The sequence below is a fragment of the Delftia sp. WSY_16 genome (assembly GCF_043104415.1).
Classification (GTDB): domain Bacteria; phylum Pseudomonadota; class Gammaproteobacteria; order Burkholderiales; family Burkholderiaceae_C; genus Comamonas; species Comamonas tsuruhatensis.
In genome coordinates this window covers 55,861-75,804 of sequence record NZ_JBICKS010000037.1, presented here as the reverse complement: position 1 = coordinate 75,804, position 19,944 = coordinate 55,861, and the positions used below count along the sequence as shown (strand labels likewise).

General features: G+C 67.9%; 18 protein-coding genes and 1 riboswitch. Of the genes, 7 read left to right on the top strand and 11 right to left on the bottom strand.

The genetic code is table 11. The annotated features are described in order from the left end of the window. Nucleotides 1–10: 10 nt before the first annotated feature. The gene (locus ACF8O7_RS18340; protein ID WP_088166526.1) at nt 11–817 is read right to left on the bottom strand and encodes a transporter substrate-binding domain-containing protein; all 807 of its coding nucleotides are present in this window, start codon (nt 815–817) and stop codon (nt 11–13) included. Beyond that, nucleotides 814–1,635: a FadR/GntR family transcriptional regulator gene (locus tag ACF8O7_RS18335; RefSeq protein ID WP_126311607.1), complete on the bottom strand. Its 822-nt coding sequence runs from the start codon at nt 1,633–1,635 to the stop codon at nt 814–816. Before ACF8O7_RS18335 ends, ACF8O7_RS18340 begins: the two co-directional genes overlap by 4 nt. A gap of 277 nt (nt 1,636–1,912) precedes the next feature. Next, nucleotides 1,913–2,039, top strand: a riboswitch (S-adenosyl-L-homocysteine riboswitch). A 27-nt stretch (nt 2,040–2,066) separates the two neighbouring features. Here ACF8O7_RS18335 and metH point away from each other — a divergent pair. Continuing rightward, complete coding sequence (metH, locus tag ACF8O7_RS18330) at nt 2,067–4,823, top strand: methionine synthase (protein WP_227472513.1); 2,757 nt, start codon at nt 2,067–2,069, stop codon at nt 4,821–4,823. 102 nt (nt 4,824–4,925) lie between these two features. On the opposite strand, the gene ACF8O7_RS18325 is transcribed toward metH, so the two are convergent. The 4 genes from ACF8O7_RS18325 to ACF8O7_RS18310 all read right to left on the bottom strand — a co-directional run bounded on the left by ACF8O7_RS18325 (nt 4,926) and on the right by ACF8O7_RS18310 (nt 10,079). Beyond that, the gene (locus ACF8O7_RS18325; protein ID WP_017406328.1) at nt 4,926–6,269 is read right to left on the bottom strand and encodes a glycerophosphodiester phosphodiesterase family protein; all 1,344 of its coding nucleotides are present in this window, start codon (nt 6,267–6,269) and stop codon (nt 4,926–4,928) included. Nucleotides 6,270–6,397: 128 nt separating this feature from the next. Next, on the bottom strand, nt 6,398–7,126 hold the full coding sequence (locus ACF8O7_RS18320; RefSeq protein WP_126311608.1) for a GntR family transcriptional regulator: 729 nt from the start codon (nt 7,124–7,126) through the stop codon (nt 6,398–6,400). Next, nucleotides 7,123–8,466 (bottom strand): C4-dicarboxylate transporter DctA, encoded by a 1,344-nt coding sequence (locus ACF8O7_RS18315; RefSeq protein WP_016448698.1) that lies wholly within the window; start codon nt 8,464–8,466, stop codon nt 7,123–7,125. The genes ACF8O7_RS18320 and ACF8O7_RS18315 overlap by 4 nt, the downstream gene beginning before the upstream one ends. Before the next feature lie 299 nt (nt 8,467–8,765). Further along, nucleotides 8,766–10,079, bottom strand: a complete 1,314-nt coding sequence (locus tag ACF8O7_RS18310; RefSeq protein ID WP_016448697.1) for an MFS transporter — start codon at nt 10,077–10,079, stop codon at nt 8,766–8,768. Between the two features lie 164 nt (nt 10,080–10,243). Between ACF8O7_RS18310 and argE the strand changes: the two genes are divergently transcribed. Beyond that, nucleotides 10,244–11,407 (top strand): acetylornithine deacetylase, encoded by a 1,164-nt coding sequence (gene argE / locus ACF8O7_RS18305; RefSeq protein WP_046984422.1) that lies wholly within the window; start codon nt 10,244–10,246, stop codon nt 11,405–11,407. Between the two features lie 174 nt (nt 11,408–11,581). Here argE and ACF8O7_RS18300 read toward each other — a convergent pair whose 3' ends face one another. The 3 genes from ACF8O7_RS18300 to ACF8O7_RS18290 form a co-directional block, all read right to left on the bottom strand. Next, a complete protein-coding gene (locus ACF8O7_RS18300) occupies nt 11,582–12,613 on the bottom strand; it encodes a cyclase family protein (protein WP_016448695.1) in 1,032 nt (343 codons plus the stop codon). A 92-nt stretch (nt 12,614–12,705) separates the two neighbouring features. Beyond that, on the bottom strand, nt 12,706–13,428 hold the full coding sequence (locus tag ACF8O7_RS18295; protein WP_016448694.1) for a DsbA family protein: 723 nt from the start codon (nt 13,426–13,428) through the stop codon (nt 12,706–12,708). A 94-nt stretch (nt 13,429–13,522) separates the two neighbouring features. Continuing rightward, nucleotides 13,523–14,416 (bottom strand): LysR family transcriptional regulator, encoded by an 894-nt coding sequence (locus tag ACF8O7_RS18290; protein ID WP_047218555.1) that lies wholly within the window; start codon nt 14,414–14,416, stop codon nt 13,523–13,525. 137 nt (nt 14,417–14,553) lie between these two features. Between ACF8O7_RS18290 and ACF8O7_RS18285 the strand changes: the two genes are divergently transcribed. Together ACF8O7_RS18285 and ACF8O7_RS18280 are read left to right on the top strand one after the other, a co-directional pair. After that, nucleotides 14,554–14,910, top strand: coding sequence for a zinc ribbon domain-containing protein YjdM (locus tag ACF8O7_RS18285; RefSeq protein WP_013800120.1), 357 nt, complete (start codon nt 14,554–14,556; stop codon nt 14,908–14,910). A 2-nt stretch (nt 14,911–14,912) separates the two neighbouring features. Beyond that, entirely contained in the window at nt 14,913–15,944 is a 1,032-nt protein-coding gene (locus ACF8O7_RS18280) for a hypothetical protein (RefSeq protein ID WP_126311609.1), read from the top strand. Here ACF8O7_RS18280 and ACF8O7_RS18275 read toward each other — a convergent pair. Beyond that, on the bottom strand, nt 15,941–16,576 hold the full coding sequence (locus ACF8O7_RS18275) for a pseudouridine synthase (RefSeq protein ID WP_012202181.1): 636 nt from the start codon (nt 16,574–16,576) through the stop codon (nt 15,941–15,943). The genes ACF8O7_RS18280 and ACF8O7_RS18275 overlap by 4 nt on opposite strands. 4 nt (nt 16,577–16,580) lie before the next feature. Continuing rightward, entirely contained in the window at nt 16,581–17,489 is a 909-nt protein-coding gene (locus ACF8O7_RS18270) for a LysR family transcriptional regulator (RefSeq protein WP_012202182.1), read from the bottom strand. A gap of 76 nt (nt 17,490–17,565) precedes the next feature. Here ACF8O7_RS18270 and ACF8O7_RS18265 point away from each other — a divergent pair, with 76 nt between their 5' ends. From ACF8O7_RS18265 to ACF8O7_RS18255, 3 genes are all read left to right on the top strand, one after another. After that, nucleotides 17,566–18,039, top strand: coding sequence for a CidA/LrgA family protein (locus ACF8O7_RS18265; protein ID WP_016448689.1), 474 nt, complete (start codon nt 17,566–17,568; stop codon nt 18,037–18,039). Nucleotides 18,040–18,044: 5 nt separating this feature from the next. Then, complete coding sequence (locus ACF8O7_RS18260) at nt 18,045–18,737, top strand: LrgB family protein (protein WP_061287476.1); 693 nt, start codon at nt 18,045–18,047, stop codon at nt 18,735–18,737. Between the two features lie 888 nt (nt 18,738–19,625). Next, on the top strand, nt 19,626–19,940 hold the full coding sequence (locus ACF8O7_RS18255; protein WP_046239995.1) for a hypothetical protein: 315 nt from the start codon (nt 19,626–19,628) through the stop codon (nt 19,938–19,940). Nucleotides 19,941–19,944: the final 4 nt, after the last annotated feature.

Below are 19,944 nucleotides of genomic sequence, written 5' to 3'. Positions count from 1 at the left end.
GGCGCAGCGGTTACAGGGTGGCGGGCAGCGGCATCTTCATCCAGCGCTGGGACAGGCCGGTCAGGCGGCCGTCGGCCTTGAGCTTGGTGATGATGGCGTCCACCTTCTGCAGCAGCGCCGGCTCGCCCTTGGCCACGCCGATGTAGCAGGGCGTGTCCTCGACCGCGAACTTCACGTCCAGCTGGCGCAGCCTGGTGCGCTCGTTGACGGCGTTGGCCACGATGTTGCCCAGCGTCACCAGCTGCACCTGGCCCGTCAGGTAGCTTTGCGCGGTGGCGTTGTTGTCCTCGTAGCGCTTGATGGTGGCCGAGGCCGGCGCCACCTGCGTGAGGGCCAGGTCCTCGGTGGAGCCGCGCGTCACGCCCACGGTCTTGCCGGCCAGGTCGGCAGGGGCCTTGATGCTCATGTCCTTGGGGCCATAGACGCTCTTGGGGAAGGGCGCATAGGCCTGGGTGAAGTCGATCACCTTGGCGCGCTCGGCGTTCTTGCCCAGGCTGGAGATGACGATGTCGGCCTTGCCCGTGGTCAGGAAGGGGATGCGGTTGGTGCTGGTCACGGGCACCAGCTCCACCTTCACGCCCAGCTCCTGGGCCACCAGGGCCGCCATGTCGATGTCATAGCCCTGCAGCTTCAGGTCGGTGCCCAGCGAGCCGAAGGGCGGGAAGTCCTGCGGAATCGCCACGCGCAGCACGCCGGCCTTCTGGATGTTGGCCAGCATATCGGCATGAGCGGCGCCGCCCAGGCCGGCAGCGGCCAGGGTGGCGGCCGCCAGGGCGGTGCGGATGAATGCGCGGCGGGGTGTCAGGGGGGAAGTCATGCGAAAGCTCCTTCGGAAGGTGGGATGAGGCGAAAGGAAAGCGGGTCAGGGTCGGGCGCAGATGTATCGGGCGCCGTTGCGTCGGGCGCCGTTGCGTCGGGCGCCGTCGCGTCGGGCGCCGCCGCGTCGTCCGGTGTGTCGAGATCGATGCCGCTGCGCCTGGCAGCCGACAGCAGGTGGGCGCGCATGGCGCCCGCCGCGCCCGGCGCATCGCCTGCGCAGACGGCCTGCACGATGGCGTCGTGCTCGCGCACCGGCTGGTCGTCGGCGCCGCTCCAGGCAAAGGGCAGGCGCAGGCTGTGGCTGATGGCCAGCTCCAGCTGGCGCGCCATGGCCACCAGGCCCGGGTTGCCCGACAGCTGGGCCAGCAGCAGGTGGAACTGCAGATCGGCGTCGGCGGCGGCCAGCAGGTCGCTGCGGTCCAGGGCGTGGGCCAGCTGGGACTGGGTCCATTGCAGCTGGCGCAGGCCGCTGTCGTCGGCGCGCACGGCCGCCAGCGCGGCCCAGCCGGGCTCCAGCACCAGGCGCAGCTCGATCAGCTGGCGCGGCGACAGCGTGCCCAGCGCCGGGGTGGCATAGGCGCGGTGCATGCGTGCACGGCCGCTGTGCGGGCCGTTGATGCGCACGCCCTTGCCCGGCTGGATCTCGACCAGGCCCAGGGCCTCCAGCATGGACAGCGCCTCGCGCAGCGAAGCGCGGCTGATGCCCAGCTGCCGGGCCAGCTCGCGCTGCGGCGGCAGCTGGCTGCCGCCGGGGTAGTGGCCGCTCAGGATGTGCTGCTGCAGCGTCTGGGCCATCGAGATCGGAATGCTTTGCATGGGCTGGCGCGGGTGGAGGGTTTTGGCCTGACTGGTCAGACCACGTACCCAGCAGATAGCGAATTGCGTGCCAGATGCAAAAAAAGGAGCGTTGTCCTCAGGCATTGCAAAGAATCCGGGGCGATGGGGCATAGACAATCCGTCCCGAAGGCGCCGCCAGCGGCCCGCGCTGCCGCGCTTTGGTGCAGTGCCGCATGGCTTTGTGCAGGCCTGCCCCGAATGCGGGCGTAAAACCCGCACTGCAGGCCGCCGCCAGCCGCCGTAGAATCCCGGGCTTTGGCCCGAGGAGCGTTGCAGCGCGGCACCCGCCCATCCGTACACCGGATCGCGTGCCGCGTCAGGCTTGGGCCAGGTGCAGGTTCCCGGCCGGACCGCGCCCACGGTGCCAACGACGCTCACCTGTTGCCATGCCGTTTTTGCAGGTGAGCTTGATGTCGTCCTCTTTCACTCCCCCTCCCATGAAGCTGTCCGGACTGGAGCCGGTGACCATCGGCGAGGGCACGCTGTTCGTCAACGTGGGCGAGCGCACCAACGTCACGGGTTCCAAGGCCTTTGCGCGCATGATCCTCAACGAGCAGTACGAGGAAGCGCTGTCCGTGGCGCGCCAGCAGGTGGAAAACGGCGCCCAGGTCATCGACGTGAACATGGACGAGGCCATGCTCGACAGCAAGGCCGCCATGGTGCGCTTCCTGAACCTCATCGCCTCCGAGCCCGACATCGCCAAGGTGCCGGTCATGGTGGACAGCTCCAAGTGGGAGGTCATCGAGGCCGGCCTGCGCTGCCTGCAGGGCAAGGGCATCGTCAACTCCATCTCCATGAAGGAAGGCCTGGATGAATTCAAGCGCCAGGCCCGGCTGATCAAGCGCTACGGCGCGGCCGCCGTGGTCATGGCCTTCGACGAGAAGGGCCAGGCCGACACCTACCAGCGCAAGATCGAGATCTGCGAGCGCGCCTACCGCATCCTGGTGGACGAGGTGGGCTTCCCGCCCGAGGACATCGTCTTCGACCCCAACATCTTCGCCGTGGCCACCGGCATCGAGGAACACGACAACTACGCCGTGGACTTCATCGAGGCCGTGCGCTGGATCAAGCAGAACCTGCCCGGCGCCAAGGTCTCGGGCGGCGTCTCCAACGTGAGCTTCAGCTTCCGCGGCAACGACCCCGTGCGCGAGGCCATCCACACCGTGTTCCTCTACCACGCCATCTCGGCGGGCATGGACATGGGCATCGTCAACGCCGGCATGGTCGGCGTCTATGACGACCTGGAGCCCGAACTGCGCGAGCGCGTGGAAGACGTGGTGCTCAACCGCCGCCCTGACGCTGCGGAACGCCTGCTGGAGATTGCCGACGCCGCCAAGGGCGCCGCCAAGGACGACAGCAAGAAGCTCGAATGGCGCGGCACGCCCGAGAACCCGAAGACCGTGGGCGAGCGCCTGTCGCACGCCCTGGTGCACGGCATCACCGACTTCATCGTCGTCGACACCGAAGAGGCCTACCAGCAGATCGTGGTGCAGGGCGGCGGCCGCCCGCTGCACGTGATCGAAGGCCCGCTCATGGACGGCATGAACATCGTGGGCGACCTGTTCGGCGCCGGCAAGATGTTCCTGCCCCAGGTGGTCAAGTCGGCGCGCGTGATGAAGCAGGCCGTGGCCCACCTCGTGCCCTACATCGAAGAGGAAAAGCGCCAGCAGGAAGCGGCGGGCCTGGACGTGTCCAGCAAGGGCAAGATCGTCATCGCCACCGTCAAGGGCGACGTGCACGACATCGGCAAGAACATCGTCACCGTGGTCCTGCAGTGCAACAACTTCGAGGTCATCAACATGGGCGTGATGGTGCCCTGCCACGAGATCCTGGCCAAGGCCAAGGCCGAGGGCGCGGACATCATCGGCCTGTCGGGCCTGATCACGCCCAGCCTCGAAGAGATGCAATACGTCGCCGGCGAGATGCACAAGGACGACTACTTCCGCATCAAGAAGATTCCGCTGCTGATTGGCGGCGCCACCTGCTCGCGCGTGCACACCGCCGTCAAGATCGCGCCCAAGTACGAAGGCCCCGTGGTCTACGTGCCCGATGCCTCGCGCAGCGTCAGCGTGGCCCAGAGCCTGCTGGGCGAGAACAAGGGCAACTACCTGGCCGAGATCCAGGCCGACTACGACAAGGTCCGCACCCAGCACGCCAACAAGAAGAAGACGCCGCTGTGGCCGCTGGACAAGGCCCGCGCCAACGCCACGCCCGTGGACTTTTCCCAGGCCCCCGTGGCGCCGCGCGCCCTGGGCCGGCGCGTGTTCCGCAACTTCGACCTGGCCGAGATCGCCGAATACATCGACTGGGGCCCGTTCTTCCAGACCTGGGACCTGGCCGGCCCCTATCCGGCCATCCTCGACGACGAGATCGTGGGCGTGCAGGCCCGCCAGGTGCTGGCCGACGGCCAGGCCATGCTCAAGAAAATCATCGAAGGCCGCTGGCTGCAGGCCAACGGCGCCATCGGCCTGTTCCCTGCCAACCGCGTGGGCGATGACATCGAGTTCTACGCCGACGAGTCCCGCAGCCAGGTGCTGATGACCTGGTACGGCATGCGCCAGCAAACCGAAAAGCAGATGGTGGAAGGCCCGGATGGCCAGCCCGTGATGCGCCCCAGCCGCTGCCTGTCCGACTTCGTGGCCACCAAGGAATCGGGCATCCAGGACTACGCGGGCCTGTTCGCCGTCACGGCCGGCATCGGCGCCGAGAAGAAGGACAAGGAGTTCGAAGACGCGCTGGACGACTACTCCGGCATCATGTTCAAGGCCCTGGCCGACCGCCTGGCCGAGGCCTTCGCCGAATGCCTGCACCAGCGCGTGCGCAAGGACCTGTGGGGCTATGCGCCCGACGAGGACCTCAGCAACGAAGCGCTGATCAAGGAACAGTACAAGGGCGTGCGCCCCGCGCCTGGCTACCCGGCCTGCCCCGACCACAGCGCCAAGACCGACCTGTTCGCCGTGCTCAAGGCCGACGAGATCGGCATGAGCCTGACCGAAAGCCTGGCCATGAACCCGGCCTCCAGCGTCAGCGGCTTCTACATCGGCCACCCCGACTCCGTCTACTTCAACGTCGGCGAGATCGGCGAGGACCAGCTCGCCGACATGGCCGCGCGCCGGGGCATGGACATCGAGGAACTGCGCCGGTTGCTGGCGCCGAATCTGGGGTGAGAACGTTTGTCCGCGCGGACTGGTGCCGCGCGTTGCAAGAAAAAAGCCAGGGCATGCCCTGGCTTTTTTATGGACGCCGCCGCAGCGGCATTCAGCGCTCGATCAGAGCCCGATTTCCTTGTTGTACGCCTTGCGCGCCGCAACGGCCGTGTCCGTGAAGTCGGTGAACACGCCGTCGATGCCCAGGCGGTAGTAGGCCAGGTATTCCTGCACGGGGTCGCCCTTGTACAGGCCTGCCAGGCGGCCCGGCTCGTTGCGGAAGGTGAAGCTGTGCACGATCAGGCCGGCCTTGTGGGCGTCGCGGATCAGGCCCGTGTCCTTGACGGTGTTCACGTCCTTGAGGCCGGCGCCGTCCTTGTAGGGCACGACGGAGTGGGCCAGGACCTGGGGCTTCCAGGGGCCGATGCCGTCGGCATAGGTCTTGATCTCGGCCAGGCCTGCGGGCGTGAGCATGGTGGCGAAGGTGCGCGCGTCGCCGGCCAGGGTCCAGCTGTAGGGGCGGCCGCTGATGAAGGTCCACTCATCGTTGGTGATGTAGACCATGGAGCCGTCGCGCAGATTGAAGTCGTTGCCGTCGATCAGCTGCACGCCCTTGGCCTTCATGCCGGCCTGGCGCAGGTACTTGAGGCTGGCCGGGTCGAAGCTCTGGATGTAGATGGGCGAATCCTTGGCGTTGAGCTTGTTCTGGTCCAGCAGCTTGATCACCGCGTCTTCAAACGGGCGCGAGCCGGGCGCGCCGCAGCCGTTGGCGATCGCCTGCTGGTTGTTCCAGTACGGGTTCTTGGTCTCGGCGTAGACGGGGATGGTGCGGCCCAGGGCCTTGCCCTTGGCGGCGGCGATGTCCAGCACGTCCTGGGCGCTGATCAGGGGCAGCTTGCCGTTCCACTCGGTGGGGCGCTCGCTGCGGTTGTCCAGGATCGTGCCGCCCAGCCAGGTGCGCAGCTCCTGCATCGTGAAGTCGCTGATGGACCAGTCGTTGCGGTGGTCCTCGCCATCGACCACCAGGGCCTTGAGCACGGACTTGGGATCGTTGGCATCGAGCTGGTCGCTCAGGTATTGCGAGGGGCCGTTGGCAGGCACGGCGGGGTACTTCACGTTGACCAGCACGCCGGCCGCAGTGCGCTGGCGGCGCGCCACTTCGGCATTGGTCTTGGCCACGTCGGCCACGTTGGTGCTGTCGCTGAGCCAGGCGTTGTGGCGGGCGACCAGCTGGCAGTCCTTCGTCAGGTGCATGTCGAGTTCGAGCATGTCCGCGCCCGCGTCGGCGGCGGCCTCGTAGGCCATGCGCGTCTGCTCCGGGAACTTGCCCGAGAAGCCGCGGTGGGCGATCACCTGGGGCTGCTTTCCGTCGAGCGTGAGGTAGAACGAGCCGCCGTCGCCGCCGCAGGCCGTGAGGACTGCAGCCGCGCACAGGGACGCGAGCAGGGGAGTGCGGGAAAAGGACATAGGACGTTGGGTCATATCCGAAGCAGTGGTGGGTTGATGAACGGCGCGCAATGCGCCAGCTCAGCAGCGTATGCAGTCAGCCGTGTCGGCACCATGACAGTGCGCCCCGTAGGGCCCGGATTGGCGTTTTAGCGACGGTCGGTGGAAATTTGCCGACCCACCGACACAGGGTTATCCCCGAACAGGGGCGCCAGCGTGGCACGCAGGCGGTCGCCGGCGTCGGGCGCCTCGCTCGGGCGGATCTCCAGCGAACGCTCCACCGTGCCGATGTGCTCCAGCAGCAGGGCCTTGGCGCCCTCGGTGTCGCCGCGCTCCAGGGCCTCGACGATGCGCTCGTGCTCGGCGCAGGACTGGCTGGCGCTGTGGGTGGACTGGAACAATGTGGCCGCCAGCGTGGTGCGCGCCGTGAGGTCGCGCAGGGTGAGCGCCAGCAGCCGGTGGCCCATCTGCTCGGCCAGGCAGACGTGGAAGTCGGCCAGCAGGAAGGCGCGCGTGGCCGCGTCGGCGCCGGCAATGGCTTCCTGCTCCTGGGCGATGTGGCGGCGCAGCTGGCCGATCACGCTTTGCAGGGGGCGCCCGGCCTCGCCCAGGATGCCGGTCTCGATGATGCGGCGCGCCGCGAAGGCGTCCTGCGCCTCCTCGGCCGAGGGCTGGACCACGTACCAGCCGCGCCGGGGCTGCACCTGCACGAAGCCGCGCGCCTGCAGCTGCATCAGCGCCTCGCGCACCATGGTGCGGCTGACCTCGAAGTTGTCGGCCAGTTCCTGCTCCCCCAGCCGTTCGCCGGGCGCCAGTTTCTGGGCCAGGATGGCTTCGACGACGCGCTCGGCGATGTGCTGGGGGCTTACAGGTGTCATTGCGTTGCAGGGTGGGCAGGAGTCACGGTTGCGGGGACGGCGGCGGCGCCGGAGGGCTCGGCGTCGGGCCCCTGATTGTCGGCCAGGCCGTTGAGCACGGCATGGGCGCGCTCGCGGTCGATGTCACCTTCCCAGGCCGCGATGGCCACCGTGGCCACGCAGTTGCCGATCAGGTTGCCCAGCGCGCGGGCAATGCCCATGAACCAGTCCACCGACAGCACCAGCACCAGGCCGATGGCGGGGATGGCCGGAATCGCATGCAGCGTGGCCGCCAGCACCACGATGGCCGAGCCCGGCACGCCGTGGGCGCCCTTGGAGGTCACTAGCGCAATCGCCAGGATGGTCAGCAGGTCGGCCATGCCGATGGGCGTGTTCGTGGCCTGGGCGATGAACACGGCCGCCAGCGTGATGTAGATGGAGAAGGCGTCCAGGTTGAACGAGTAGCCCGTGGGAATCACCAGGCCCACGGTGGAGTCGCGCACGCCCAGGTTGCGCAGCTTGGCCATGATCTGGGGCAGCACGCTGTCCGAGGAGGTGGTGGCGAAGACCACCATCAGCTCCTCGCGCAGGTAGCGCAGCAGCTTGATCAGGCTGAAGCCCGAAAAGCGCATCACCAGGCCCAGCACCACGAAGACGAAGAAGATCACGGCCACGTAGAACAGCAGCACCAGCATGCCCAGCTGCTTGAGCGAGCCTATGCCGTACTGGCCCACGGTGAAGGCGATGGCGCCCAGCACGCCCAGCGGCGCCAGCTTGATGAGGATGCCCATGATCTTGAACAGCACGTTCGACAGCGTGTCGATCAGCGCATGCACGGGCGCGCCGCGCTCGCCCAGCATGGTCAGTGCGCAGCCGAACAGCACGGCGAACAGCAGCACCTGCAGCACGTCGCCCGTGGCAAAGGCCTGCACCACGGTGGTGGGGATGAGCTTCATCAGGAAGTCCACCGTGCCGCCGCTGGTCAGCTTGTCGGCGTTGCTGGCATAGGCGCTCATGGCCGAGGCGTCGAGCTTGCTCGGGTCCACGTTCATGCCCGCGCCGGGCTGGAACACGAAGGCCAGCACCAGGCCCAGCACCAGGGCGATGGTGGTCAGCACCTCGAAGTAGATCAGCGACTTGACGCCGACCCGGCCCACGCGCTTGAGGTCGCCCGCGCCCGCGATGCCGTGCACCACCACGCAGAACACCAGCACGGGAATGATCATCTTGATGAGCTTGATGAAGCCATCTCCCAGGGGCTTGAGCTTCACGGCCCATTCAGGGGCCAATATTCCGGCGAGCACACCCAGGATGAGTGCGATCACCACCTGTCCGAACAGTGATCTGGCAAAGCGGCGCATAGTCGTCTTTCGCAAGTTGTGGAATCTTGTATGCAAGTGGCTCTGCAACTTGCATGCAAGAATGTAGACAAGCGAAACGCGTGCCAGCAGAGGGTATTCCCTGCGGATTTGCGGCACTCCAGAGAAGTTCAGCCCTGACTTTTCTGCATGAAATCGGCAGATGCGGGTGGGCCTCCCCGCCGTGGTGCAGGGCGGGGGCCGGCATGCCCGCGCATGGTGCGCGCGGCGTGCGGCAAGGCTGCGCAGGCCCCGTGCCGGGGCATGCGCGAGGGCGGCGCAGGGCGCGCCGCCCGGGGGGATCAGCGCAGGTTGCGCTCCATCGCGCGGTCCTTGATGAAGAAGGCCGCCAGCAGGCCCAGCGTCACGCCGAACATCACATAGAAGGCCGGCGCCATGGGCGAGCCCGTGGAGCGGATCAGCCAGGTCACGATGAACTGCGCGAAGCCGCCGAAGATCATCACGGCCACGTTGTAGGCCATGGACATGCCGGCCGAACGCACCTGGGGCGGGAACAGCTCGGCCATCACCGTGCTGAACACGCCGAAGAACACGGCCACGAACACGCAGACCACCAGCTGGGTGATGAGCAGCTTCTGCACCGTGGGGCCGTCGGTCAGCCAGGCATACAGCGGGTAGAGCACCACCAGGTAGCCGATCAGCGAGCCGATGGTCAGCATGCGGCGGCCCACGCGGTCCGACAGGGCGCCGAAGAACGGCATGATCACCACCATCAGCGCGGCCCCGGCCATCTGCACCATGAAGGCATCGCGCATGGGCAGCTTCAGCGTCACCGTGGCATAGGTCACCAGATAGGTGAAGGTGATGTAGATGGACACCGTGGCCGTGACCACCAGGCCCATGCCCACCAGCGTCTCGCGCGCATGCGTGCGCAGCATCTCCATGATGCCGATCTGGCGCGCCTTGCCGCTGGCCTGCGCGGCCTGCATTTCCTTGAAGACCTCGGGCTCCTCCACATGGCGGCGGATGTACAGCGCCACGGGAACGATCAGCAGGCCCACGGCGAAGGGCACGCGCCAGGCCCAGGCCATCAGTTCCTCCTCGGTGAAGATCTCGGTGATCAGCGTGCCCGTGGCCGCGCCGATCAGCAGGGCCAGCATCTGGCCGGCCATCTGCCAGGAACCATAGAAGCCGCGCTTGCCGGGCGGTGCCAGCTCGATCAGCAGTGCCGTGGACGTGCCGAACTCGCCGCCGGCCGCAAAGCCCTGCAGCAGCCGTGCCAGCACGATGAACAGCGGCGCCAGGATGCCCACCGCCGCATACGTGGGCGCCAGCGTGATCAGCGCGATGGCCACGGCCATCAGGCCGGTCACCATCACCATGGCCGCCTTGCGGCCCTTGCGGTCCCCGTACAGGCCCAGCAGGATGCCGCCCACGGGCCGCATGAAAAAGCCCACGCCGAACACGGCCGTGGTCATCAGGATGCGGTTGATGTTGTCGTCCGGATTGTCGGGATTGCTGGGGAAGAACAGCTTGGCGACGATGGGTGTCATGAAGGCGAACACCAGGAAGTCATACCACTCCAGCGCGTTGCCGATGACGGCAGCCACGATGTTGCGGGTCGAGACGGTTTGCTTGGTCAAAGCAGGGTCCATTTCCGAAAAGGGATTGAAAAGACGGCAGTCACGCCCGGGGCATGGGGCGGCGTGCCTGCCCGGGCCGCAACCCGGGCGTACACTGCTTCGCCATATGCAATGCCTATGCCATGGCCTGCGTCGTCCACGAAGGGCGGCGCAGGCCATGGCGCAGATGGAACCACATGACTACCTGGAAAAACACCCGCGACTGGCTGGAAACACTGGTCGCATTCGACACCACCAGCCGCAACTCCAACCTGGCGCTGATCGAGTGTGTACGCGATGAGTTGGCCACGCTGGGCGTGAGTGCCCGATTGTTCCACTCTCCGGACGGCGCCAAGGCCAATCTCTTCGCCACTTTGCCGGCCAGCAATGGCGAAACGCAGGGTGGCATCGTGCTGTCCGGCCATACCGACGTGGTGCCGGTCGATGGCCAGCAGTGGAGCACCAACCCCTTTGCGCTCACCGAAAAGGGCGGGCGCCTCTATGGTCGCGGCAGCTGCGACATGAAGGGCTTCATCGCCGCCTCGCTGGCGCTGGTGCCCGAATTCCTGGCCACGCAGCGCGCCAGGCCCGTGCACCTGGCCTTCTCGTACGACGAGGAAATCGGCTGCGCGGGCGCGCCCGTGATGATCAACCAGCTCAAGGCCGAGGGCGCGCGCTTCGACGGCTGCGTGGTCGGCGAGCCCACCAGCATGCAGGTCGTGGTGGCGCACAAGGGCATCAACCTCTACCGCTGCCGCGTGCACGGCAAGGCCGCGCATTCGTCGCTCACGCCGCGCGGCAGCAATGCCATCGAATACGCGGCGCGGCTGATCTGTCGCATCCGGGACATCGCCGACCACTTCAAGGCGCACGGCCCCTACGACGAATTCTTCGACGTGCCCTTCACCACCATGACCACCAACCAGATCCAGGGCGGCATCGCGGTCAACACCATCCCCGAGCTGTGCGAATTCGCCTATGAATTCCGCAACCTGCCCGGCATGTCGGTGGACGGCATCCAGGCCCAGGTCGAGTCCTATGTGCGCGACGAACTGCTGCCGCGCATGCGCGCCGAGTTCGCCGACGCGCGCATCGAGATCGAGACCGGCGCCAGCGCGCCCGCGCTGGAAGCCTCGGAAGAAGCCGCCATCACCCAGCTGGTGCGCGCGCTGACCGCCGACCAGGAAAAGCGCAAGGTGGCCTACGGCACCGAGGCCGGCCTGTTCCACAACGCCGGCATTCCCACCGTGGTCTGCGGCCCCGGCTCCATCGAGCAGGCGCACAAGCCCGACGAGTTCGTCGAGCTGGCCCAGCTCGACGCCTGCGAGCGCTTCCTCAGCAAAATGGGCACGAGTCTGTGATCACCCCCTGAGTCGCTTCGCGCCTTCCCCCTCTCTTCGGAGGGGGGCGTACGGGCAGCCGGCGACACCCTTGCTGCGGGGCGGCGCGGCCGGCGTAGGCCCTTGCTCGGTGTCCCTCGCCTTGGGGGCGCGGGAGTTTCGAGGTCAAGCTCAAGAAATCTCGTCTTGCCCCGCTCAGCGCACCGGGATGGCGATGGGCCGCAGCGGCGCGGCGTCGCCGCCGCGGATCTTGAGCGGGCCGCCGATGAAGGCGAACTCGTAGACCTTGTCGCGCGACAGATCGTCCAGCGCCACCAGCTCCATGATGGGCACGCCCTTTTGCGCCAGCAGGTAGCTGTGCAGCGGTACGTAGTCGTCGTCCACCTCGGACGGGAACGTCTCCAGGCTCAGGTTGTCGGCGCCCACGATCATGGCGCCGCCTTCCTCCACCAGGAAGCGCGCGGCATCCAGGCCCAGGCCCGGCGGCTTGGCCATGTAGGCCTGGGGCTGGCCGTACAGCTTCATGCGGCCCGTGCGCACCAGCACGATGTCGCCCTCCTGCAGCGTCACCTTCTGGCGTGCCAGCGCATCCTTGAGGTCCTGGCGCGTGATGCGGTACTGGTCGGGCAGCATCTCCAGGCCCTTGGCGGCCGCCACGTCGATCAGCACGCCGCGCGCCACCAGCGGCGGGAATTTCTCGATGCCCGTGCGCTGCCAGCCCCGGTCGCCCAGGTGCTGGTCTGCGCTGAAGCCGTTCCAGATCCTGCCGCGGATGCCGAAGTGGTTGAGCGCATCGATGTGCGTGCCCGTATGGCTGTACATGGAAAACGCCGTGCCCGTGTAGCTGCGCGTGGCGTTCATGTCCTTGCCCACGTTCATCGGGTCGTCCACCACGGTGCCGCGCGGCGTGTGCGTCATCCAGAACTGGTAGTGCGGATCGCCCGCGTCCTGCCAGCTGGGCATGCCCACGTAGTACTCGGTGGCCAGGTCATAGACCTGCCCGCCCGTGATGCGCTGCAGGATGGCCGCGCGCGAGGCCGGCGTGATCAGGTTCAGGCGGCCGATCTCATCGGCCGGCCCCCAGGGGCTGGTGCCCACGTCCTGGCGTGCGCCGGCCGGGGGCTCGTGGCCGCCGTGGGCCTGGGCTGCGGTGCCCGCGAAGGCGGCGGCCAGGGCGATCACGAGAGAGGGCAGCGCCATGCGGCGAGCGAAGCGTTGGAGAGTCATGCAAGAGTCCTTGGTCTGCTGATAAAGGGCGCGCATGCCGCGCGCAAGGGAAGGCGGAAAACGCCGATGAAAAAAAGCAAAGACGGGGGCGCTCAGGCCGCCAGGAAGTGCAGCCGTTCGCGCAGCGCAGCCAGCGACTGGGTCTGCAGCGGCGGCAGGCCCGGCGCGATCAGCGTGGGAATGGAGCGCAGGCCCATGCGCTGCGCCAGAGCGCGGTCCTGGCGCACCTGCTCCAGCGCCTGGGCGCCTTCCATGCAGCCTGCGAAGGCGTTGCGCTCGAAGCCCGTGCGCGTGGCGATGTCCAGCAGCACTTCGGCGTCGCCGATGTTGCGGTGCTCGCTCATGTGGGCATGCTGGATGGCGTCGAACAGATCCCAGTGCGCGTCATCGCCGCCCAGGATCTGGGCCGCCTGGCAGGCCAGTGCGCCGGCCATGCCGCTGGGGTACTCGAAGGCCTCGCGGCGCATGCCCTCGATGTCGATGCGGTCCTCGTCGTCATGCTGCGCGCAGGCCTGCCAGTGCTCCAGGATGACCTGCTTGGCGCGCTCCATGGAGCCGAAGGCCGCCACCATCTCGGCGCGCGAGGCCTGCAGCACGAAGCTGCGGTGGCGCACGCGCAGGCCCAGCTCGCGCGCCACCTGGCGCAGGCGTGGCGACATCACGTAGCACCAGCCGCAGACCACGTCATGGAAGAAGTCGATGGCGGGGGCGACCGCAGGCGCCGCTGCGGGCGCCGCCTGCAGGGCCTGCTGCGGCGAGGCGGCCGCCGCATCCTGCGCGGGCAGGGCGCAGGAAAAATCATTGCATTGCGTCATGCTTGTGTCCTTCATGGCTGTGATGGACGGCAAGCGTAGGCCGCAGGCCCGGCGCGAAAAAGGGGCGCGCGCTTGAGGAACTCTTAACGCGGCGTCAACAATCCTCGCCCATGGCGGCGGGCAGCTCCTCGGCCAGGAAGTCCACGAAGGCGCGCACCTTGGGCAGCAGGTGGCGCTGCGTGGGATAGACCGCGTAGACATGGCGGGCCTGCGCGGCCTGGTCCGCAAGGTCCAGTGCGACCAGCTGGCCTGCCGCAATCGCCGGCCGCGCCAGGAACGAGGGCAGGGCGCCAATGCCCAGGCCCGCCACCAGCAGGTCGCGCAGCATCAGGCTGTTGTTGACGTTGGCGCGCGCCTCGGACGGCGCCTGTGGGCTCTCGCCCGCTTCGCGGGGCGCATGCGCCAGGCTGTAGTTCAGCAGCGCATGGCCGCGCAGCCCGGCGGCACTGGCCGGGCGGCCATGCGCCTGCAGATAGGACGGGGCCGCGCACAGCATCTGCGACAGCGAGGCCAGGCGCCGCGCGATCAGCGAGGAGTCCGCCAGCTCCGCGCTCAGGCGGATGGACACATCGAAGCCCTGGCCCACCGCATCCACCAGCCGGTCTTCCATGGACAGGTCGATCTGCAGCTGCGGATGGCGCTGCATGAAGCGCGCCAGCAGCGGCGACAGCGTGCTCAGCGCAAACGACAGCGGCGCATTCACGCGCAGCCGGCCGGCCACCTGCTGCGACTGCGCGCGCACCGACTGCTCCAGCGCATCGAATTCATCGAGCAGGCGGCAGCACTCGGCGTAGTAGGCCTGGCCCGTGTCGGTCAGGCTCATGCGGCGCGTGGTGCGCTGCAGCAGCACGGCGCCCAGATGGGCTTCGAGCGCGCGCAGCTGCTTGCTCAGCGCGGCCGAGGACAGCTCCAGCGCGTCGGCCGCCTTGGCGATGGAGCCCAGTTCTACGATGCGCCGGAAGGCGCGCAAGGGGGTCAGCGTATCCATGGGGAAAAAGCAAAGAGTGGCGCGCAGCGTAGCAGGCCGCTCGGGTTTGCCGGGGCATGCCTGCGGGGGCAGGGGCGACAATCGCCAGGTACGGCGCGCCCGCCGCGCTCTTTGTCTTCACCGAATCTGTCCATCCCATGCCCCAGACCACTCCCGCCTGCCCCCAGTGCGGCCTTGAAAACACCTATCCCGACGCCACCAGCTACATCTGCCCCGACTGCGCCTTCGAATGGCCCATGCAGGCCGAAGAAGAGTCCGGCGAAGCCGCCGCTGGCGACGGCATCGTGCGCGACGCCAACGGCAATGCGCTGGCCGACGGCGATGCCGTGATCCTGGTCAAGGACCTCAAGGTCAAGGGCTCGTCCACCGTGCTCAAGAAGGGCAGCAAGATCAAGGGCATCCGCCTGGTCGATGGCGCCGACGGCCACAACGTGGACTGCAAGACCGAACTGGGCTCCATGCTGCTCAAGTCGGAGTTCCTCAAGAAGGCCTGAGCATGCTGGCGCTGTCGCTTGCGGTATCGGCGGTCCTCGGGCTGCTGGCGCTGTGGGTGTTTGCGCCCCTGTTCATTGCGCTGACCGCTGGCGCGGTGGTGGCACTGCTGCTGCTGGCACTGGCCGGCCGTACGGGTCTCACGGGTCTCACTGGCCGCACCGCGCGCACCCTGCCCGTGGCGGGCTGGTGGGCCGTTGCGCTGTGCGCCGGCGCGGCCTGCGTGGCCATGCTGGTGCTGCTGCCCGACCGGCTCGATGGCGCGCCCTTCCTCGCCTTCGGCATGGGCTTGCTGGCAGCCATCTGCGCCGGGGCGCTGGTCTGGTTGACGGGCTGGCTGATCGCCGGGCGGCAGCCTGTGCCGGTGTCCTGGTGGACCGGGTCGGCCCTGGCCGGCCTGGGCGCCTTCCTCGCCCTGCTGCTGGGCGGCCCCGACACGGCGGGCTGGATGGCCTGGCGCGACCAGCTGCGCGGCTACGAGGCCGTGCCGCTGCGCATCACGCTGGCCGAAGCGCCCACGGCGCAGCGCGAGCAGGCCCTGGCCGAACTGCTGCAGCCCTTGCTGGAGCAGGGCAGCCGTGCCGTCAGTCATCGCCAGTCCACGCGCTTCGGCAACTCGGTAGAGCACGCCGTGGTGCCCGCCCGCTGGCGCATCGAGGGCACTCTGCTGGAGGTCATGCTGGCCGAGAAGCCGCCCGCGCCCCTGCTCAGCGCCCATGTCGCTTTGCTGGAGCAGTTCGCCGCCAGCGGCCCCGCCCAGGCGGGCCAGGCACCGTCCTGGCTGATGCTGGCCAGCGCCCAATGCCTGCCGCCGCCGCGCCTGCGCGAGCTGTCGCGCCTGCTGGGCCAGGGCAGCGAGTTGCTGGCCCGCGCGCGGCGCTGCACGCAGCAGCGCTCGGCGCAATTGCAGCGCCTGTGGCCGCTGCTGGCCGGCAGCGTGGAGCGCGTGGAAGTGGGCGAGGCGCGGCGCTTTCATCCGTGGCTCGGCCTGCAGCGCTGGCAGGCTGTGGCACCCCCCGACAATCCGGAGCCCTAGGCGGGCTCCACATCCTTCCACTGGCCGGGCTCCAGGCCGTCCAGCGTGTAGGGCCCGATGGCCGCGCGCACCAGCCGCAGCGTGGGGTGGCCAATGGCCGCCGTCATGCGGCGCACCTGGCGGTTGCGGCCTTCGCGGATGACCAGCTCGATCCAGCAGTCGGGAATGTTCTGGCGCACGCGGATGGGCGGGTCGCGCTGCCACAGCACGGGCGGCGGCTCCAGCCGGCGCGCCTGCGCGGGCAGCGTCATGCCGTCGTTGAGCTGCACGCCCTGGCGCAGGGCCTGCAGCGCGGCCTCGTCGGGCAGTCCCTCGACCTGTACCCAGTAGGTCTTTTCCATCTTGAAGCGCGGATCGGCGATGCGCGCCTGCAGCGGGCCGTCATTGGTCAGCAGCAGCAGTCCTTCGCTGTCGGCGTCGAGCCGGCCTGCCGCATGCACGCCCGGCACGTCGATGTATTCCTTGAGGCCACGCCAGCGGCCCTCGGGGGTGAACTGGCTGAGTACACCGTAGGGCTTGTTGAAGCACAGCAGGCGTGAGGGGCCGGTGTCGGGCCGGTCGGCGAAGGCGGTCTGCAGGCGCCGGGATGGGCCCGCAAAGGAGCGCGAGGGAGGGCGTTTTCTGGGTTGCATGGACTCAGCGATTGTCGTCGGGATAGACCGCACGCACGCACTCCAGCCAGGCCCTCGCCGCGCGTGACAGATAGCCGCTGCGCCACAGCTGCACCACGTCCCAGTGCAGTTCAGGCCCCACCAGCGGGCGGCTGGACACGCGCCGGGGGTCGAACCGCGCGATCACGTGCTCGAACATCACGGCCACGCCCACGCCTTCTGCCACCAGGTCGCCGATGAAGTCCCAGTAGCGCGTCTGCAGCCGCACCTGTGGGCTGAAGCCTGCCGCCGCGCAATGTTCCAGCACGGCCTGGTGCAGGGCGAAGTCCGAGGTGTAGAACACAAAGGGCCGCCGGGCCAGCTCGCTCCAGTGCACGGGTGCGTCCGGGTCGGGCACCTCGTGCGCGGCAAAGGCCACGCGTGTCTTCTGGTGGGCGATGGTGCAGTACTCCAGGCCCTCTCCGGCCAGGTCACCACCCGCCTCGCCCGCGCCGTGCAGGCCCAGCGCCATGTCCAGCTTGCCGTCCAGCAGCAGCTGGCGCTGGGCGCGTGCGCCCTGCTCCTGCACATGCAGTTCCACGCCCGGATGCAGTTGCTGAAAGCGCGCGATCACGGGCGCCATGTAGTGCCCGGCCGTGGGCATGATGCCCACGCTCAGGCTGCCGCGCGCAATGCCGTCCACCTCGGCCACCTCCTGCAGCAGCTGGCGTGACTGCTCCAGCACCTGCAGGCCGCGCGCATGGACCACCTGGCCTGCGTCGGTCAGTTGCACACCTCGCCCCTCGCGCAGCAGCAGCGGGCCGCCCAGCTCCTCCTCCAGCGCCCGCACCATCTTGCTGATGGTGGGCTGGGTCACATGCAGCGCCTCGGCCGCACGCGTGAAGCTGTTGCAGCGCACCACCTCGACAAAGTAGCGCAGCGCGCGCAGGTCCATGAGGATTCCTTTTGTGCATGGGAAAAATGGAGATTATTCATTTTACGAATCTGAGTGGAAACCCTAGGATTGCCCCATGTCAAAGATTTCCGCCATGCCCGTCCTGCGGCCGCAGGTGTTTCAGGGCCTGCAGCACCGCTGCTGGCCGCTGCTGCGCGGCGTGCTGCAGGTGGGGCTGCTCAGTGCGCTGTGGGTGGCCATGGAGGCCGTGCGCGCCCATTTCGGCTGGGGCATGCCGGCCGGGCTGATCGGCTTCGCCCTGCTGGCCACGGGCCTGTTCAGCGGGCTGGTCAAGGCCCGCTGGCTGCAGGGCGGCACCAACTGGCTGCTGGCCGAGATGCTGCTGTTCTTCGTGCCCGCCATGCTGGTCGTCACCGAATACACCGAGCTGATCCAGCACCAGGGCCTGCGCATCCTGGGCGTCATCGTGGCCAGCACGGCCTGCGTGATGGCCGCCACGGCGCTGGCCGTGGACCGCGTCTACCGGCTGGAGCTGTGGCTGGCCCGGCGCCGCTCCACGCGCGCCGGGCTGCACAGGGAGCAGGAATGAACGCCATGTCCGACCAGACGATAGGCCTGCTGTCGCTGCTGGCCACGCTGGCCTGCTATGCGGCCAACAAGCGCGTGTACCGCCGCCATCCGCATCCGCTGCTCATGCCCATCGTCGCCACGCCCATGGTGCTGATCGCGCTGGCGCTGCTGACCCATGTGCGCTACCCGCAGTACATCGCCCAGACGCACTGGCTGGTCTGGCTGCTGGGCCCCACCACGGTGGCCTTTGCGCTGCCCCTGCACGAAAACCGCCACTTGCTGCGCAAGCACTGGATGTCGATCGCCACCGGCGTGCTCGTGGCCAGTGGCGTGTCCATTGCCACCACCATCTGGTTCGCACAGGCCTTCGGACTGCCCGTGGACCTGCAAAAGGGCCTGGCCGTGCGCTCGGTGACCACCCCCTTCGCCATCGAGGCCGAGCGCGTGCTGGGCGGGCCCACCGACCTGGCCGCGCTGTTCGTGCTGCTCACGGGCGTCAGCGGCATGCTCATGGGCGAGACCATCCTGCGGCTGCTGCCGCACGTGCGCAGCAAGCTGGCTGCGGGCGCCATTCTGGGTGGTGCCGCGCATGGCAGCGGGGTGGCGAAGGCGCGGCAGTTTGGGGATGTGCAGGCGGTGGTTGCTTCGTTGGTGATGATGATTGCGGGGGCGTTGAATGTGGTGGTGGCGCCTTGGGTGAGGGTGCTGTTTTTCTGAAGTGATTTGCTGAAGTGATGCGGGAGCTGCCATCCGTGACCGAGGTTTGATGGCTGGGGTTTTTGGGGACCCGGCTGTCTTTGGGTTTGGGGCGGGATGGGGCTGCCCGTGAGGGCGTCCGCATGCCTTGCACATGGTCTTGACTCCCGCCCACCTTGTTTGCTTTTGGCTTAGGTGCATTTTTTGCCCCTGCCAGGTGGTTGTTTTTCGAGGCCGGGTCTCGGCCCGGCGGCCGACTCACTTTCTTGTCTCGCTACAAGAAAGTGAGCAAAGAAAAGCGCCCGAATGTCCGCGACCCCTTCGCTTCGCTGCGGGGCAACCTGCGCCGTGGCGGTTGCGGGGTTCGCCGTGAAACTCACTTCGCTCTGCGAGCTACGTTCAAACAATCACGGCGAGTCAGATGACGAAGCAGTCCTGTCCTTCGGCAGGACTGCAACCCCGCAACCGCCACGGCGCAGGCGCGGACATACGGGGAGTGGGTGCGGGCCTTCGCTGCGCTCGGCCTGGGGCTTCGGGGCGCTTGCGTTCCTGAATGCCTCTATCATTGCGGCGGCCCTCTGTTCAGGGGCTGGTGCGTAAGAACACCTTTAGAGTAAGCGGCGCTGCCTCCCCGTTAGCGAGGCCTTGTCACGTCTGATCACTCGGAAAGAGTGGGCATAGCGCCCGCTCGTCCATGCGGTTTTGGGCGGGATGGGGCTACCCGCAAGGGCGTCCGCACGGCTTGCTCTGTGTTCTTAACATCCCGTCCACCTGTCTGTGCGTAAGAACACGGGTCGGTGGGTTCGATCTCAGCAAGGAGCACGAAACCATGTACGCCGTTTTTCTCTCGGCCTTCTCCATCCAGTGTGCGCGCCGTCCAGGCGTGCCTGCCATGAGAGAGGTCGCGCCATGAATACCGCATCCACAATCCCCACCCAGCCCACACCGCAGCAGTTGAGCCATGCCGTGACCGAAATCGGCCGGCTGACGCTGCAAGGCAGCAGCGAGGTGTACTCGCTGGGCCAGCTGGCGCTGGCCTGGCTGGAGCGGCCCGAGGGCTACCGCAATCTGGAGGTGGTGGCCAATGCGCTGCAGGCCATTTGCGGGGCCGCGCAGCGGATGGAGGAGCTGGTGGAGGACGAGGTCAACCACGTGCATTGCCTGCAGGAAGACCCGGCGTATCTGCGGCGGATGGCGGCTGCTGCGGTGGCGTTCCAGCGCTGATTCG